This is a genomic window from Pedobacter sp. MC2016-24, assembly GCF_015223055.1.
In the GTDB taxonomy this organism is placed as follows: Bacteria; Bacteroidota; Bacteroidia; order Sphingobacteriales; family Sphingobacteriaceae; genus Pedobacter.
In genome coordinates this window covers 81100-99220 of record NZ_JADFBX010000017.1, presented here as the reverse complement: position 1 = coordinate 99220, position 18121 = coordinate 81100, and the positions used below count along the sequence as shown (strand labels likewise).

The 18121-nt window shown below is 42.7% G+C and carries 16 protein-coding genes; 1 reads left to right on the top strand and 15 read right to left on the bottom strand.

Going from position 1 to position 18121, the window contains the following annotated elements; all coding sequences use genetic code 11:
• Positions 1–191: 191 nt before the first annotated feature.
• The 5 genes from IM797_RS24835 to IM797_RS24815 all read right to left on the bottom strand — a co-directional run bounded on the left by IM797_RS24835 (position 192) and on the right by IM797_RS24815 (position 4426).
• Entirely contained in the window at positions 192–1385 is a 1194-nt protein-coding gene (locus IM797_RS24835; RefSeq protein WP_194129922.1) for a hypothetical protein, read from the bottom strand.
• A gap of 3 nt (positions 1386–1388) precedes the next feature.
• On the bottom strand, positions 1389–2048 hold the full coding sequence (locus tag IM797_RS24830) for a hypothetical protein (protein WP_194129921.1): 660 nt from the start codon (positions 2046–2048) through the stop codon (positions 1389–1391).
• Positions 2049–2115: 67 nt separating this feature from the next.
• Entirely contained in the window at positions 2116–2751 is a 636-nt protein-coding gene (locus IM797_RS24825) for an RNA polymerase sigma-70 factor (RefSeq protein ID WP_194129920.1), read from the bottom strand.
• Complete coding sequence (locus tag IM797_RS24820; RefSeq protein WP_194129919.1) at positions 2751–4079, bottom strand: short-chain dehydrogenase; 1329 nt, start codon at positions 4077–4079, stop codon at positions 2751–2753. The genes IM797_RS24825 and IM797_RS24820 overlap by 1 nt, the downstream gene beginning before the upstream one ends.
• A gap of 131 nt (positions 4080–4210) precedes the next feature.
• Positions 4211–4426 carry a hypothetical protein gene (locus IM797_RS24815; protein ID WP_194129918.1) on the bottom strand — a complete coding sequence of 72 codons (216 nt, stop codon included), beginning with the start codon at positions 4424–4426 and terminating at the stop codon, positions 4211–4213.
• Positions 4427–4724: 298 nt separating this feature from the next.
• On the opposite strand from IM797_RS24815, the gene IM797_RS24810 reads away from it, so the two are divergent.
• Positions 4725–5606, top strand: a complete 882-nt coding sequence (locus tag IM797_RS24810; RefSeq protein WP_194129917.1) for a DUF6694 family lipoprotein — start codon at positions 4725–4727, stop codon at positions 5604–5606.
• 91 nt (positions 5607–5697) lie between these two features.
• Here IM797_RS24810 and IM797_RS24805 read toward each other — a convergent pair whose 3' ends face one another.
• From IM797_RS24805 to IM797_RS24760, 10 genes are all read right to left on the bottom strand, one after another.
• Complete coding sequence (locus IM797_RS24805; RefSeq protein ID WP_194129916.1) at positions 5698–6249, bottom strand: TerD family protein; 552 nt, start codon at positions 6247–6249, stop codon at positions 5698–5700.
• A gap of 36 nt (positions 6250–6285) precedes the next feature.
• Complete coding sequence (locus IM797_RS24800; RefSeq protein ID WP_194129915.1) at positions 6286–7332, bottom strand: NAD(P)-dependent alcohol dehydrogenase; 1047 nt, start codon at positions 7330–7332, stop codon at positions 6286–6288.
• A gap of 103 nt (positions 7333–7435) precedes the next feature.
• Complete coding sequence (locus IM797_RS24795; protein ID WP_194129914.1) at positions 7436–8353, bottom strand: bestrophin family protein; 918 nt, start codon at positions 8351–8353, stop codon at positions 7436–7438.
• 42 nt (positions 8354–8395) lie between these two features.
• A complete protein-coding gene (gene pncB, locus IM797_RS24790) occupies positions 8396–9592 on the bottom strand; it encodes a nicotinate phosphoribosyltransferase (RefSeq protein ID WP_194129913.1) in 1197 nt (398 codons plus the stop codon).
• A gap of 84 nt (positions 9593–9676) precedes the next feature.
• Positions 9677–10942, bottom strand: coding sequence for a YeiH family protein (locus IM797_RS24785; RefSeq protein WP_194129912.1), 1266 nt, complete (start codon positions 10940–10942; stop codon positions 9677–9679).
• 26 nt (positions 10943–10968) lie between these two features.
• The gene (locus tag IM797_RS24780) at positions 10969–12411 is read right to left on the bottom strand and encodes an NAD(P)/FAD-dependent oxidoreductase (RefSeq protein ID WP_194129911.1); all 1443 of its coding nucleotides are present in this window, start codon (positions 12409–12411) and stop codon (positions 10969–10971) included.
• A gap of 4 nt (positions 12412–12415) precedes the next feature.
• The gene (locus IM797_RS24775) at positions 12416–13927 is read right to left on the bottom strand and encodes a hypothetical protein (RefSeq protein ID WP_194129910.1); all 1512 of its coding nucleotides are present in this window, start codon (positions 13925–13927) and stop codon (positions 12416–12418) included.
• A 5-nt stretch (positions 13928–13932) separates the two neighbouring features.
• The gene (locus IM797_RS24770; RefSeq protein ID WP_194129909.1) at positions 13933–15363 is read right to left on the bottom strand and encodes a hypothetical protein; all 1431 of its coding nucleotides are present in this window, start codon (positions 15361–15363) and stop codon (positions 13933–13935) included.
• A 4-nt stretch (positions 15364–15367) separates the two neighbouring features.
• Positions 15368–16693: a DoxX family protein gene (locus IM797_RS24765; RefSeq protein WP_194129908.1), complete on the bottom strand. Its 1326-nt coding sequence runs from the start codon at positions 16691–16693 to the stop codon at positions 15368–15370.
• A gap of 32 nt (positions 16694–16725) precedes the next feature.
• Positions 16726–18114 carry a RagB/SusD family nutrient uptake outer membrane protein gene (locus IM797_RS24760; protein ID WP_194129907.1) on the bottom strand — a complete coding sequence of 463 codons (1389 nt, stop codon included), beginning with the start codon at positions 18112–18114 and terminating at the stop codon, positions 16726–16728.
• Positions 18115–18121: the final 7 nt, after the last annotated feature.

Genomic DNA, 18121 nt, shown 5'->3' with positions numbered 1-18121 from the left:
GGGCTGAGCCTGACAGGTGCGAACTGTCGGGCTCTTTTTTTGAAATACGGCAGGTAATGTTATGTCATCAGTTCTCGTCCTTTCTATTATGGTCAAGCAGATTTATTGTCGTGCTTTCATAATAGTATTATCACAACTGCGATCTTACCCCTACAATTATTTAGAATTAATTTAAATAATTTATAAACAACTTATAATGAATCAGATATTTTATCCAGGCGAATAATTTTCCCAACAATTTCTGCCCCCTCAGTAAGCGAAGCAGTTCTTAAGTTATAAATCCAGAATTTGGTATTGCCATTATCCATATCGACAGGCAGGTATACCAGGTCAGCATCAGCAACCACATCTTTAAAGAAGTCAAGCTCAATTTTAAGCCCGGGAATTTTGATGCGTTTTCGATTTCTGAGGTCAAGCAATTCGTAATGGCTGGTTTTGCTTTGAATGTAATCGTCAAATTTAGCGACCAGATCTGTATTCACGACTTTAGTGATGGCCAATCCATTTTTTACCGCCTGCAGCGAATACACCTCTTCATTTTTATGTCCACCTAAATCGAAGAAATAATCCGGATCAAATCCTTTCGCATCCGGCTTTACACGCAATACGGCGGGCCTGAGTCTGGGATGTACGGCCATCCGGCCTCCAGGTTGCCCCAGTACGTACACGGTATCCTGATCGGCTACCGCATTAGTAATCCAGATGCCATAACTTCCCGGCCAGGTGGTCCGCCCATCTTCATAAGTCCTGATGCGTTTCATCCCGGGATAATTAAATATCGCGGCATACATGAAATCCCCTGCAGGTGTAATGTGGGCGCGCATATATCCTTCCTGAAAAGTATAAAAGAACAGCAATTGATTGCGTACAAACTGAACCGATATCGAGGGATAGTTTAAGTTTTCTGCAGGCGGAGGCGGAACATCCATTGTTCCCCTTCGCAATACCTTCATTGCCACCACATCAATCTCTGTATAATAGAACACTTTCTGCTCCCTGCTCCCCAACATCATCTTATTGGGGCCAGTCCAGACCACCCAACCTGAATAAGCCTCAAAATGGTTGTCAGGCATGTTCAGTTTTTGCTTTAAATGAAGTCCATTGGCATCCGCTTTGTACTTCAGTAATGTCCGTTCAGGAAATTTTAAAAAATAGAAATCAGCACCTTTGTTGGTCAGCATAATTCCATCATTTAAATTACCGCCCTTTCCTTCCAGAAGTCCCTGACGCAGGTCGGCTGCCGGGATAAAACGATTGGCGTCTCTGATACTGTCGTACACCACGATACCAAAAGCCGGTTCCAATGCTGCCCTATTGCAGCCTGTGAAAAACAGCAAAGTAATCACAGCCCCGCATAAGGTAAGAACAGACAGGTATTTTAGCATGGGTTAAAGATAGTTAAAATCATTTGTGATGTTTAAAGCCAAAGCAGGTGGCATATTCATCAGGTCACGTTCTTCTACTATCATCAGATTTTCCGACTTAAACGGATAATAAGCTAAAAAATAAGTATGTCCCTTTCTAAGATTGACTTCTTTTTTAGTTTGCTTACCATCAGGCATGGTATATGAAATTTCCGTATACTGGTCGTAGGCAGATTTATTACTCAACATCATGTTTCCTGAAAAATGAATGGCAACCCGGTCGTCTGCTGCATTTTTCAACAAGGCTTCGCTATCGTTACCCAATCTGAAACGCAAACCTTGAAAAGTTTTTTCCTGGAAAATTTCATTTCCATCGTGCTTGACCGCCATCTCTTTAGTTGAATCGCGTTTATCGACACTGTATAAGCCAAGGCAAAACAGGCCAATGACTAAAGTTGCTGCTACAGCGATGCGACCCAACCAGCGTTTTCTAAAACGATTTAACTCAAATTGTGCATTCTCATCTTTAATGTGGGTCCATAGTCGCTGTTCCACCTCAGCTTCAATCTCGTATTCCTTATCAAATTCCTCCTCAGTACTCCCCTCAAGCCAATGGTGATAGGCTCGCATTTCTGCATTGCTGGCTTCGCCTGATAAACATTTTTTAAGTAATTCTGGATTCATCTATTTAAAGGGTTACTATTAATTATCATGAACTGAGCTTTCCCCCTACGTGTCCTGTTCATTTGGTTTAAATCGGATACTCTTTCAAACCTTTTCTAATGTAATTTAAGGCTTTGGTCAATTGGTTTTCTACTGTTTTTTCAGAAATCAGCAGGTTTCCGGCAATCTCCCTGTTGTTTAAGCCTTTATTCCGGCTCAGCTCATATACCGCTTTACAACGTTCCGGCAAATGGCTAACCAGTTTATCGACCTCTGATCTTAAAAAGCGATATAACACTTGCTGTTCCGTTTGATTTTCAGTCTCAGTTTGCCGGATATAAAGCTCCTCTATTTTTTTTGCTTTTCTAAGTTCATCCTGATAGCCTCTGGAAACCCGAAATCGAATTGCCCTGACCAGGTAATTTTCCACAGTATCTGCTTCCAGTTCCATTTGATCTTTGCGTTGCCAGAGTGAGGTAAATACTTCCTGCACCATACCTTCAGCCTTATACACATCCCCTACATATTTGTAGGCCATGTGGTATAATTTTTTCCAATAGGTCTCATATAGATGGAGAAAGCTTACCTCATCAATTTTCAGTGTTTTTTTAGAAGAATCTGAAAATATTCGCACGCAATTTTGTTTGATTGCCCAAAGGTAATATAATTTAGAATCATTCAAAACTACAAACTGCGATTGAGCAAAAGTTAGCCCTGTGCTCATTAGTTTAACAAACCTTTGGCCTTTTCCAGCAAATGACTTCCTTCTTTTTCCAACGTTTTTTTACCTGCTGAGATCGCTGATGGTTTACCATAGGCAGCTACCTGATCGGATATCTCCCTGAACCTGCGCAGCGTAGCAAAAAAGGTCTCGGTGTGCGGTACCTGGTTCTTTTTCAACAAAGCCTCCCAATCAATTTTTGCAGCGACAGAAAGCATATACCTGGAAGCGATTTTACCAATAAACACTTTATCGTATACGCCGCTTAAGGCAGATGCAGGTTTCCGGTCCTGAAGATAAACAATGGCCTGATCCAGTGCTTCTTTTTCACTATTGCTACATAAGGGACTTGTTTTCAATTTGGTTAAAGAAGCAATGGCCTGATCTGGCTTGTCCTTTTTCAGGGCTACAAAGGCCTCTGTAGCCCAGATCAACTCATTTTGAATTCCCAAATGCTGCATACTGGTCAAAAAGTTTTCAAAATCTTCCAATGCGCGCGCTTCATCTATTTCCCGTTCCATCATTAGGCGATCGAAACCTCTAAATGCGTAATTTAAACCAAGAAAGGCTGTATGGGTCTGTTCATCATTCAATTTACCCCAGTTAAAAAAAGCTTTGGTCAATGGTAACGGAATTTCTTTATTTTTATTTAGCCAGGTGATGTTTCTGCTGATTCCGTCCTCAGATAAATAATAAAGCTTGTTGCTAAAGAATAAAAGTCCACGTACATATTCCAGCAATGTTTTCTCTTCAGAATCGGCCAGGAGTTCAGGTTGCGTTTTCCCAGATTCATACAAAGCAAACTCCTTTCCCAAATCCCTTGTCGTGAGCACCAGCATACTCAATACCGCATGCTCTAAATTTTGCAAATAAATCTTGTCTGCTTTCGAGGTGTTCAATTTTAGTCCGCTTGTACCTCCATACATACCGGATAAGCCTTCTGTGAGCAAGGGAAAAATATCTTCGTCCGTTTCCTTCACAAATTTTTTGACCGAACGGTAATCGTTATACATCAATAAAGCATCAATTACACCAGGACTTTTACCACTATCGACATTGACCTTACTCAGGCTCTGCAATAAATGGCCTGATTTTTCAGCAAATAACAGGTAATCCGGATTTAAGGTATCCTTTACCGCCGAGGAGCGAATGGCAATTTTGGTAAATTTATAAAAAGTGATTTTTTCGTAATTGATGTTTTGAGCCAGTGTTTTCTTATCTTGTTCCAACAGGAACTCATCGGTTTCGGGATCACTACAGCCTGCCGCAGATACAGCAAGCAAGCCCAGGATAGATAAGGGCCTAAGAAGCGTTAGTACTTTTCTTTTCATTAGAATATCGTTTGTTTTTCAATTTAAGGTGGCTTAAAATAAAGAAAGACCTCATGAATACCAAATTCAAGAGATCTTTCCATTCGTCTGCAAGACGAATTATTGCTCATTTTTGTTTTTTTAACCCACCGTTATTTTTTTACACGGATCGGTTGTAATTTCTTTGCGGGAGGCATCAAGCTGATCAAGCCCACTGTACCCAGGCTAAACGTTGCTGCCATGTATAAAATGGAAGTTAATGCCAAATTCATTTCAGCACCACCGGTGATCAATATCATCATAGATACGATTGCTGTTAACACAGCCAATGAAAGGATTATATTTTTTTGAAATGTTGACTTTTTCATAATCTTGATTTACATGTATTTTAAATATATACTTTTTTATTGTTAATCTACGCTTGGCGTATAAATGTTACAATAAAAGGTGTAATTGATACACTTACTTAATGAAACGAAAAAATGTATCATTTGTTTTACTGGTATTCAATTAGCTGGGATGAACTATAGTTATTGACTAAGGAATGACATCTGGTTACTGAAAAAATCACACATCCATAGATTTCATGAATTATTATGATATTTTTAGCAAAAAAACACTGATCACGATCAGCATGTTTAACCCATAAACCAAATACATATTCCTATGAAAAGACTATCCCTGATTTGCGGCGTAATGCTCTTATTTTTTGCCAGCTGTGCTGAGAAAATTGACGGCAGCTCTGAAGCCGCATTTAAGGCCTCGACAGAAAAGATCAAAAACAAGCTGAGTAAAGAAGAACAAAATACATTTGATGTAGCTATGCGGGTTATTATCGCATCGGCCATGAAACATAAGTTTGACGACGCGGCTGCAGACCAAGGCAAATCCTTTGATGAAATTACAAGGCAAATGGTAAGCGGCAAAAGTTATGGAGACCTGACCGAAATGGCGGAAGAGTTTATCAAGACAGACCATCAACATAAAATTGACGAACTGAAAAAAGATATGGTAGATTTAACCGCCAGAAAAGCTCAGGAACTTGCCCTAAAAAAGCAATTGGACATGCTGAAGGGCAAATTGCTTAAAATTGACCTGGTCAATGGCGAGCCGACAATTTTTGCTGAATTTAAAAATCTTTCCAAAGATACCCTGTACCGCTTTACCTGTTCGGTTTATTTAAAAACGGATTCGGGCAAATATATCACTTCTTCGACCTCAAATTCGCATACCGGAAAAAACAGCGCTTTGGGTACGGTAAATCCCAATGACACTTTTGTTGCGACTGCTGGTATCAGCCAGAATGTGATGAAAGATTATCCTCAGGTACCCTGGAAAAGCCTGAAATATCCGGTTGAAAGTTTAACTTATTACCACCTGATTGCGGGCGGCATGACCAAGCAACTGCGGATGTATGAACAGGTATATGATCTGGATGAAGTGAAATGGGAATACTGGGACGAGCAAAAACTAAATGAAATGACCGCAGCATTGAAAAAGCTGCAGGCTTTTAAGCCAACGCTGGATGATCTGGAAATCAAGAAATAAAAGTGTGTAACATCAATGGGATCATCGTACTTAACATTATCCGATGCTATAATGTCATCCTGAAATAAATTCAGGATGACATATCGTATAACTACTGGTATTTATTGACGTAATCTTGTAAGCCGCCTCGCATACCAACGCCTACTGCTTCAAATTTCCATTCTCCATTGCGTCTGTAAATGCGGCCAAATTCGACTGCAGTTTCAATAGAAAAATCTTCTTCAAGCTCATATTTCATAATTTCGACACCATCGGTATCAACAATACGTACGAATGAATTTTTGACCTGACCAAAGTTTTGCCTTCTGTTATTGGCTTCATGAATGGTTACCACAATGCAAAGCTCAGAAACTTGCGGGTTAACGATAGACAGGTCGACATTGATTGCTTCGTCATCCCCATCTCCTTCGCCGGTCAGGTTATCACCGGTATGTACCAGTGCTCCGTCAGGCGAGCTCAAATTGTTGTAAAAAACAAAGTATTCGTCTGCAATCAATTTTTTATGCTCACCCAGCATAAATACAGATGCATCGAGGTCAAAATCGGCCCCGCTTAATGAACTGTTGGTATCCCAACCTAATCCTATAGTGAATTTAGGGGCTTTGAGGTTTTCACGCTGCCCTTTTTGTAAGTTAATAGCCATGTTGTTTATTTCTGCTAATTATATAAAAAGTATCTGCTAATTTAATGATGCCATGTCAATTACAAACCGATAATGTACATCACCTGTCAGGGTGCGCTCATAAGCTTCGTTGATCTGATCGATGTTAATCAATTCTATGTCAGAGGTGATGTTATGTTCAGCACAGTAATCCAGCATTTCCTGAGTTTCTTTAATACCGCCAACCAACGAGCCAACCAGACTTCTGCGACCACCGATTAAACGGGATGCAGATACAGCCGATGGTGTAGGTGGAACCCCAAGGAGTACCATCACACCATTGGTACGCAGAAGGGCCAGATAGTCATTGTAATCGTGCTCTGCCGAAACGGTGTCGATAATGAAATTGAAGCTACTTTTCAATCTGTCCATATTTTCCTTTTCGGTGGTGAGCTCAAAATGATGCGCTCCCAATTCCTGTGCATCCTTTTCCTTGCTTTTAGAGCGACTTAAAACGGTAACTTCGGCACCCATAGATGCGGCAATTTTAACGGCCATATGCCCTAATCCGCCTAGTCCAACTACAGCAACCTTATCGCCAGCTTTAACGTTCCAATGTTTTAAAGGCGAATATGTAGTGATGCCAGCACATAATAATGGTGCAACTTTTTCTAAAGGAAGTTTATCAGATACGCTCAATACAAATTTCTGAGTAACGACAATGTGTGAGGAATAACCCCCGTAAGTGATGGTTTTCTTGTCTTGTAAGTGGGAATTATAGGTTTGTGACGATCCATTTTCACAGTATTGTTCAAGATGTTCTTCGCAGTTCTGGCAATGTCCGCAAGAATCTACAAAACAACCCACACCTACCGTATCGCCAATTTTAAAACGGCTTACATTTTGTCCCACACGGGTTACTTTACCTACAATTTCATGACCTGGCACAACCGGGTACATGGTGCCACCCCATTCATTTCTGGCGGTGTGGATATCGGAGTGGCATACGCCACAATATAAGATCTTGATTTCGACATCATCCGCTCCCGGTTCGCGACGATTAAGTTGAAAGGGAGCCAATGGTTTTTCTGCACTTTGCGCAGCATAAGATTTTACTGTTGTCATTTTTCAAGTATTAATGTGATAACAAATGTAAAACAATAATTATGCGCAGATGTTTAGCAACATTAGTTTTACTTTGCTTGCTTAAATTATTGCAAACAGCTGATTAATCCAAATACCAGTGTGCAGACTGATTTGTTGCCGGCAAAGGCTGTTCTGCCAGTTCAAGAAGCGTGCTCTCGATCATTTCACTCATGGCATTTAAGGCCAAATCATTTGGCTCAGTACCAAAAGGATCAGCAATTTCATCTGCGATAGCTTCCAGGGCAACAAAGGTATAGGCAATGAAAATGACAATAAACGGGGTTATCCAGCCCAGGCTGTCAACGAAACCAAAAGGTAACAAAAAACAATACAAATATACCGTGCGGTGTAACAAAACCCGGTAGGTGTATGGAATTGGCGTTGAAGCAATTCTTTCACAGCCCCCAACAATGTCTGACAGTTTATTGAAGTTTTCATCAAAAGAAGTTTGTATAATGGTATCGATATGCCCCTTTGTACGCGCCTCTTGTACCCATAATCCCATTTGTTTCATGATCATGATGGGTTTAAACCTGGCTAACTTCAAGCTACCAGCCAAATCAGGGCCGAGTCTTTTCTGGAGATCTGCTGCAGGATCTGTATGCCTGAGCTGATGTTTTAAAGCATAGGTAAAAGCAATCAGGTAATTGATGAAAGTTTTAATCTCTTTGCTGTCTTTCGGATAAGCAGTTAAAGTCAGCGCTTGCCGTGCCAGCGACCGCGTATCGTTAAGCAGAGCTCCCCATAGTTTGCGGCCCTCCCAGAACCGATCGTAACTCACTGTATTCCTAAAGCCCAGAAATAAGGCCAGCGCAACGCCAAATATGGTAAAAGGTGCCGGGTTGAGTGCTACTTTATAATCAAATATTTTACCTTTCAGAAATACAATGGCCACAGATAACAGGAAGAGCAGGATTAAACGGGGAAGGATTTGTGGCAATACAGATCCCTTCCAGATGAAGAGCATTTTAAACCAATTTTCGTTCTTTCTAATAATCATAACCTTGATCAATTCAGGTAAGCGCAACAAAGTAAGACAGAATTATTGAGTTTGTTGAGGAATACTCAGAATAACTTTTGCCAGTTTGATGGTGGCTTCGGTACCGGTATGTTTACCCGGCTCGTCAGATAGCTTTACCACTTCTGTCCATTCACCATCTTTAGGTTGTGCCTCGGTCATTTTAATCACGATGTTCATAGCTTTGGGCCCGGCATCATTGGTAAAATTGGTACCAATGCCAAATGACATGCCAACCCTATTACGGCAGTACCTAGCTATGCGGGCAACTTTTTCATAATCCAGTCCATCAGAAAAGATGATGGTCTTGCTTTTTGGATCTATGCCCATGTGTTCATAATGTGCGATGACCTGATCTGCAAAATCCAGGGGATCACCACTGTCATGTCTTACACCATCAAAGAGTTTAGAGAACATTTTATCAAACTGCCGGAAGAATACATCAGTGGTATAGGTGTCCGACAGCGCGATTCCGAGATCACCGCGATACACCTGCACCCAATGCTCCAGTCCCATGGCATTGGCCATTTTAAAACCATACTGTGCAGCATGAAACATAAACCATTCATGTGCGTGGGTGCCAATTGGCTTGGTTTGGTGCAACATAGCCAGGTGTACATTGCTGGTACCGATAAAAGAGCCCGCACCATAATCCGTTAAAGCCTGTAATACCAGGCGTTGAACCTGATATGAATGACGCCTGCGTGTACCGAACTCTGCTACGGTGATGCCAAGTTCCCGGTATTTCTCAATTTTCTCCCGGGTTCTGTTCACAACCTCTTCATTGCTGATGCGTTCTGCATGATTCATCGTATAAAAAAGTTCACAGATCAGGCTCATCAGCGGAACTTCCCATAAAATGGTTCGGTACCATAAACCTTCAATGTGTACAATGAGTTCTTCTCCCGTTTGTTCGATATGCACTTCATCGGGATTGAAACGGTAACCCGCTAAAAAATCCAGGTATACCGGATCCAGATAAGGACAGGTAACCTTCAGAAATTGTTTTTCTTCTTTACTGAGTTTGAGCAGTGCCATTTCATTAACCGCCTGTCGAAGTGCGGCAGAAAAGCCCTCCGGGAAAGCATGTTTACCACGGTTGATGAACTTATATTTTGCCTTAGCAGCAGGGAATAAACGAATTACGCCCTGCTGCATCGTGATTTTGTAAAAGTCGTTGTCGAGAATTGAATATATCAGGGCCTTCGGCGTAGTTTGCATAAGCGTCTATTAGGTTCTTTGAAGATAAAAAGTATATCCATGTAAACAAAGAATGTGCCCAAAGCAATTTCATTCGGGTATCTTCTATTGCTGATTCCTGAACAACAGAAAAGCAATGATTAAGGTGATGATGACATTAAATCCCTGTGCAATCAGGAAAGCATAAAATGGCGTTTTACTGTTTTTGCCAAAAAGCTCTTTAAAATTGGTCTCCAGACCAATGCTGGTAAATGCCAGGGCGAACCATAATCCCTGTAGGTTCTTTAAGCTGCCTTTTACCTGGGCATTGGTTTCCGGACTGATAAAAAATGAAAACAAGAGGGATGCTGCGATAAAACCGATTACAAATTTTGGAAAGCGTTCCCAGATTACCTTGAGTGTAGGTTTGGTAGCTTTATCCTGTCCCGCGGGATGTTTGGTATAAGTCCAGTACACAGAAATCGCAAATGCAGCGATACCGAGTAATACATTCTGTGAAAACTTGACGATGGTACTGATTTTCAGGGCTTCCTCTCCGACCAAACTGCCGGAGGCTACCACCGCACCCGTGGTATCAATACTGCCACCAAGCCAGGCACCGGTAACTGCCTGTGGGAAATTGAAATAATGGGCAATGTAAGGCATAAAGATCATCATCGGAATTGCGGTGATGAGTACCATAGAAATGACATAAGAAAGCTTTTTGGAATCGCCTTTAATGGCTCCTGAAGTTGCGATGGCAGCAGATACACCACAAATAGAAACTGCACTGGAAATCATCATGGTCAGTTCATCGTCTACCTTTAGCTTTTTACATAACCAGAAAGCAAAATACCAAACAGACAAAACGACGACCAATGCCTGAATGAGTCCCAATGAACCGGCTTTAAGTACATCGGCAAAAATGACGGTTGTGCCCAGCAGCACCAATCCGATCTTAACAAAAAGTTCGGTAGACAGTGCAGATTTAAACCAGTCTGGCAGTTTAAAAAAATTGCTGATGAACAAGCCGATCCCCAGACTGAAGATCACCGCTTCGAGGTTTAAAGACTTCACCTGGCTGTTACCAGCAAGTATGAGTGCAATAATGGTCAGTGCATATACTGCGGGAAAAGTAAATAATGCATTTTTGATAGACTTTCCGGTCAATACCGCACCTAAGATTGCGATAAAGATGGTAAATATAAACTGAATGATGATGTGCTCAAAATTACGGAATGACAACACGTTACTGAACAGATCTGAAGTGTTGGTCCAGCTGAAGCCTGGCACAGGAAATAGCATCCCGGACAGTGATAGGACAATGCTTAACCCACCCAGGATGACGACCGCCCAATCCTCGTGAATGCTTAATTTTTTAATTGTTGACATGGAGTTAATGTGTAAGTATTTTTGGTTTAGGGTATTTGAATCGAGAATATATCTTTTAAAGCTCTTTTAGCAGCATGATAGCCGCACATGCCATGGACGCCACCACCGGGAGGTGTAGATGAAGAACAAATGTATAATCCTTTGGCAGAAGTACGATATGGAGAACTTCGGAGTGCTGGTCGCGTAAAAATCTGCCCGATGTCGATAACGCCGCCATTGATGTCGCCACCAATATAATTTGGGTTGTAAGCTTCAATCTGAGCGGTATTCATGGTCCGTTTGGCTAAAATCCGATCCTTAAATCCCGGTGCGAAACGTTCCACCTGTTGTTCAATGATGTGGGTCATGTCCTGAGTTGATCCGGCAGGTACATGACAGTACGCCCATGCCGTATGTTTTCCTGCTGGTGCACGGCTGTCATCAAACAAACTTTGCTGAGCCAGCAATACAAAGGGCTTCTCTGCATGTTTACCTTGCCAGCTCAACTGCTCTGACAAGGCAATTTCGGCTATGGTATTACCAAGGTGTACTGTACCGGCTTTACGGGCTTCGGGGTTGCTGAATGGAACCTGTCCGTCCAGAGCCCAGTCGATTTTGAAAACCCCTACTCCGTACCGGTACCGCTCCAATTGCCATTTGTAAATGCTGGAAAATTTATGTCCGGCAATCTGGAGCAGTTGTTTAGGTGTTACATCAAACAAAACGGTTTTTGCTGTAGGCAGTTCGTCCAGTGATTTAATATAGCGACCAGTTTCAATTTTACCACCAAGGGAAATGAAATAAGAAGCCAGAGCGTTGGCAATTTCCTTTGAGCCACCTATGGGTATCGGCCATCCTTTAAGGTGGGCAGCAGTCATGAGTACCAAACCTATGGCCGAGGTACTTAAATTGGTTAAAGGCTGTATGGAATGTGCGGCCATGCCTGCCCACAGGCCTTTTGCGGCTTTGGTTTTAAAGCGCTTGGCCAGGTAGCTGGCAGAGGTTAGTGCGTTTAGTCCAAACTTAGCCATAGCAACCGGGTGTTTCGGAAAATGCAAAGGCCCGAGCACGTCGGCTGCAATGTTTGGCCAGTCGCGAACCAGTGGTTCAAATAAGTTGAGGTAAGTTTGCTGATCCGCACCAAGTGCTGCAGCCGTTTCGGCAAGAGATGATTTTAACACTGCTGCCGTACCATCATCAAAGGGATGTGCCGCAGCGATATCCGAAAACGCATAATGCAATCCATGTTGCTCCAGTGGCAATGTATTGAAAAAAGGCGAACCAATTGCCAGGGGGTGAATTGCGGAGCAAATGTCATGTACAAAACCTGGCAGGGTAAGCTCAGCCGATCTTAAACCACCCCCAATTTCAGCTTTTCCTTCGATAAGCAATACCGAAAGACCTTGTTGTTGCATGGCAATTGCTGCGGCAAGGCCGTTTGGGCCTGAGCCGACTACTACCGCGTCGAAATCTGTTTTTTCTAAAATCATATTTTTAGGGCTGCGCATCGTTTGCTTGTGAAGGTAGGAAATGTAATGGATATTTCTTTTTTGAGCGGTCTAATATCACCTCGATGCTGTCGTGAAATTCATTAGTCCCTTTAAGTACAATCCGGTCTGGGCCTGGTCTGCTGAACTGCAATACCTGTCGTTGAGCCCGATTGTGTTTGTTCTTATTCTGAAGATATAAAATGTGGTTCAACGTATCTGCCCGATAAAAATACCATTGCCTGCCAGCCATACCAGATGCTTCCCAGGTAATATTGAGGTCTCTTTGATCCGGACCGGACTTTTTACGTTTATGAGATTTTCCATACCTGCGGACATCTCCTTTCCAGTCAAAATGCCACTTACCATCATAAACTTCCTCGTCCCGTGGGTAACTGCCAGCTGCAAACATTTCAATATGTTGGGGGCGATTGGCCACCTGGTAACTGAAGGATGACCAGTTTTCAAAATTTGCATTTTGCCACCTGATGGAATCCAGAGGTGAATATGGGAGTACCTGATGGTTTAGCTTAAACTGCGTTACATGGTAGAAACCTTTGGCTCCGGCAAGTCCCGGTGTATTGGGAATTTTATAGAAATCATTGTGGGTATATCCATAAACTTCATAAATAAAAAACAGCACTACAAATATAAAATTGGCCGTGTATTTAATCAGCCATCGGGTATATCTTTGCCATTTTATATTGAATTTAGGATAGTAATACCGGATTTTTGTGTCACGCTCCTTAATGATGAGGTTCCAGATCCCGGGGATGTCATACCAGATGATGAAAGCAGAAAGCATGGCCATACAGGCACTGGGTACTTGTTCGCCAATGTCATAAGCGTGATTGGATATGGCAATGTTCCCGAAAACGACGAAGGTAATGATTGCACCAATGCCGGTTGTACGTCTGAAGAGCAGTAAAAATCCACTGATAAATTCAGCAAATCCGAGAAAGACCTCATATCTGGGTACCACACTAATGGCTTCCCAGTACAGTCGTTTTGCGAAGAAGTCAATCAGCTCGGTATTCCATAAACCTTCATTTTGTACAGGCATTTGCATGACAAACAGTTTTTTATAACCCCAACCGATTCCTGCATAGGCTACCCTATAGCGAGCCAATACCCGCAGCCAGTAGTATAGCTTATCATAATGCGTTCGGTTTACATCCAGCTTTTTCCAGACAAAAGCACCAAGTACTGCAATGAGCAATACGAGTGGCAGATTGACATAACTTGCCGGACCAAAAAAGCCACTTTCAGAAAAGACATTGATGAATTGTGGATTGAAAAATGCGACCACCTCAGTTAGGTGGCGGTAATTCAGGTTGGGGTAATCAAAATGATAAATCATTTGATAAAAGCCAACATCAAGCGGGATGCAAAAGACACCAAAAAAGATAAATGCAATGCGGAAAGCTGTCTTTTCTGTTTCGCTCCAATCGTGCCTGCAATGGTATACTCCTGGCTGATCTGCCGGATCCGCGGCTATTACGGTTAATTCTTCTGCCATGTGATTTAATTTTCGGATAGTAACGGATATGTTTTATCACGTTTATCCAGTACAACGTAAATGGAATCTTGCTGGTCATTTTTGCCCCAGAGCACAATTCTGGAAGGAATGGGTCTGGCGTAGTTCAGGTCAAATTTATGCGCCTGGTAGACTTTGTTCTTATTTTGTAAGTGAAGGATGTGGGCTAGCGTATCGGCTTCATAATAATAATGCCTTCGCCCTCCACCTGTACCTGCAGATTCAAAGGTTCTGTCGACGTCTTTATATTGTTTTCCCCTTCCTGCCTCGCCATGGATCATAAAGGTATTGAAAACACTAAAAGAAAGGGTCGACCATTTTTCGAAGGTTACATTTTGCCATCTTATGGAATCTGTACCTGCATACGGTATGGTACGGGCATTTAATTTAAATTCACTGACGCGGTATAAGCCCTGTGACTTTGCCAGTCCTGGTCTGGAAGGAACTTTATAAGAATCGAATTTATAATTCTGCCAATGCAGGTAGGCACTGGTGATAAAGAAAAACCCAAAGATAAGCATCTTCAAAGCCAGGCGGCTCCACCGTTCCCAGGGCCTGGCAAAAGGATATTGGTAAACTGGAAACTGGGTGTCTTTTTCCCGAACAATTAATTTCCATATTGCGGGCAGGTATGCCCAAAGTACAAAAGCACCACCCAATGCGTAGAAGGCTGCAGCTAAATGAATACCGCCATCATATGCATGGTTAGCAATGGCAATATTTCCGATCATGGCAATGGCCAATGCTGCGCCGAAAGCCCGCGTTGGTCTGAAAAATAGAAAAAGCATGATCAGCAATTCTGCGAGGCCTGCAAATATTTCGTATTTGTGTACAAAACTAAATTGTATGCAATACAGTTTCTGTGCCGTAAAGTCGCCAAATGGTGTATTCAACTGGGTATAGGCCAGCGCCGGCATTTGCGTTGGAAAAACCTTGGAAAAGGTAAGGCCCTGCAATTGAATCAGCATGGCATAGCTGACCATAACGGTTAAAAAGTAGTACATTCCTCGGTAATGCTTTCTTTTCCTGTCCAGGAAGGTCCAGATGAGCCCCGCGACAAGGCCAATCACCAGGGCCAAACCCCAATTGACATAACTCGCTAAGCCGAATTCGCCACCTGGCACATCAATTTTTAACAAAGAAGATTTGGTAGCTGGTATGGCACCGATATCACCGGCACCGGCGAACTTTTGATTGAGCTTAATCGGGTTAAAAGACGAGCCACTTAGTTTCCCAATGTCCCTGATGTGAAGGTGTTTCCAGTCTGTACTGAACCATTGTTTGTAATAATCGCTGGTTAGCGGTACGATGAGCAGGAAGAAGAAAATGAACGCCACCCTGAAGCTGTACTTCTCATATCCTTTCCAATCGGAATAGTGCTTGTAAATACCCCTTTGATTTATGATTTCCTGAGCCATAATCCTACAGTTTAATGGGTTTTCTGCGACCTTCTAAAAGCATATATTTTCTATTGATTTTTTCAAGTACCGCGTATACTGAATCTTTTTTTTCATTCACACCATTTAAGATAATGGTTGAATCGTTAGGCCTTTGATAGCTTAAACGATAGCGTTCGCTGCTGTATTTTTTATTTTTATTGATCAGGCTGATCAGATGTCTGGTGCTATCCTGTTCGTAGGAAAAGTAACGCCTGTCGCCAACCCCGGCAGATTCATAATTGCGATCCAGATCATCTGCATGAAATCCATCTCCTCTGCTCCGATCAATGTCAATGTGTCTGGCGGTTTTTATACTGATTGTGGCCCATTTTTCAAATACCACATTTTGCCAGCGCGTCGTATCCACATCAGAATATGGAAGTATTCGTCCGTTTAAGCGAAACTCACGTACATTGTAAAACCCATATGCTTTGGATAAGCCAGGCTTCTGGGGAATTTTATAGGCTGCGTTGTGATAATTGGCGTAAGTGCTGATGGCGAGTCCGAGTAAAAATACCACGAAGGTAATTTGAAATGCCGACTTCAACTTTGCGCAACGCTGATCCAGTGAAAGCCGGAATGGATTGGCCAGGGTATATCGTTGTAATACCAGCAGGTTGTAAAGCCTGGGCAGGTCATAAATAAATAAGAAGAGGGCAATGACAGTAAGATAAGCAGTGTATACCTGTTCTCCGATCTGGTAGGCCAGGTTGGCACCAAAAGCGTTTCCGATAAACCCAATGATGATGCCGGCTCCAAATGTTGTGGTCCTCCTGAATAGCAACAGCAAACCGGCAAAAACCTCTACAGCACCAAGAAAAGATTCATAAGGTTGCGCAATGCCCAGGGTATGGAAATAGATTTTCCAGGGTAAAAAATCACCGTAATTGGTATGTAGATTACTTAAGGAAGGATATGGCATCTGTAAAGGGAACAATTTGATCAGGCCATAGGCGATGACCCCGGCAGCCAGTCGGTAGCGCAATATAGCACGTAAGAGGTAATAGATTTTATTGTCATCAGGTTCGGTCTTTTTTGGCACAAAACTGTAAGCCACAGTTGCCAGTAAGGCAATCAATGCGGCAATGGCCCAGTTGGCGTAACCTGTAAAAGAGAAAAATACCGGAGAATACCTGGTTAAACTAAACAGGTCGTAAAAGTTGAGCGCTGACCATTTGATGGAAAACAGTTCGCGATAGAACTTCCAGTCGAGCGGCACAACCTGTATGATGAAATAAAAGGTAAAAAAACGAAGCAGTAATTTCTGATTCTTGGTCCAGTGTGGATCATTGGTATTAAAGAAACTCATATCCTGTGCTTTAATCTTGCTTTGAAATTTGATTAGTTGCCCGCATAACCCGGGTTCTGCTCCAGGCTATGATCCAATTGTATTTGTGTGATGGGAATGGGAAAAAGGTATTCGTAGTCGGCCACTTTAGTATTTTGATCCAGTGCTTCCAAGACCGTTTTTGCCCTCCCGGTCCTTGCCAGATCAAACCAGCGGTGTGCTTCGAAAGCGAATTCCAGTCGGCGCTCATTTTCTATAGCCAGAAGGATGTCGTTTTTGGTTGTGGCGGCGGATGGAGCAAGCTCTGCGCGTTCACGGACTTTGTTCAAATCGTACAGGGCACCGGTACTTGCCGACAGGTTCTCTAACTGTGCCCGGGCTTCTGCCCTGATCAGATATAATTCTGCAATCCTGAGAATATATGCAGGATCGGTAGCAGGTAACCGGTAATATAAATTACCAAACCAAATGGTTGTTCCACCCTGGGTTACACTACCGATCAGCGCTTTACGCCCGCCAGATACATTGGGATCGTTGAGTAACTGCACAAAGCGGTCGTTTGGTGCGTAGCGATACGTTCCGCCATTTGTTGGGTGTTGCATTTGCGCACGAATGGCGCTTGGGTTAATGGCGCTGTATTCCAATTCAAAAACTGATTCTGAGGTGCCTACCGCGTTTCCTGCAAACCAGGCGCTATATGGCTTGACGAGTGTATAATCAGCAGAAAGGCTGATCAGTTTGCTTGCATATTCTTCTGCCAGTGCCCATTGTTTTCGGTACAGGTGTAACCTGGCGCGCAAAGCCCATACGGTACGTTTGGTTGCCCTGATGCGGTTCAGGGTATTGGGTAATAAAGTTTCTGCATCTTCCAGATCTTTCAATACCTGGTCGTACGTCTGATCTAATGTACTTCTTTTAACCGCAGGCCGTTGCTCCAGGGAAGTTGTGGGTTCCAGGATAATCTGCACGCCTCCCCAGGCCCGGGCCAGATCGAAATAAGCCAGTGCCCTGATCAATTTTGCTTCTCCAACGTACTGGTCTTTCAATTGTTGGGTAAGCGATGGGTCCTGCACTTTAGGTACCTTAGTGATCACATTGTTAGCCCTGTTGATGGCGATATAAATGGCGGACCAGGCGGTGTTAAAATTGGTGTCATCTGCTCTGAAGTTCACATTAACCAAATTGGCTGCGCCACCAGTGGTTAAATTTTTAATATCACCGCTCGGAAAATAGCCCAGGGTAACATAACCTTCGCCATAATAACCTGCAGATGCCAATTGTCTATACACCCCTCTCAAAGCAGTTTCACTGGATCCTTTGTCAAAAATTGGATTTTCATCAGATACTGCATTCACCGACTCAATGTTCAAGAATTTCTTGCATGAACTGATGGAGATGCTGATGATTAATAAGCTCAGTATCGTATGTTTAAGTGTTTTCATGAGTAAT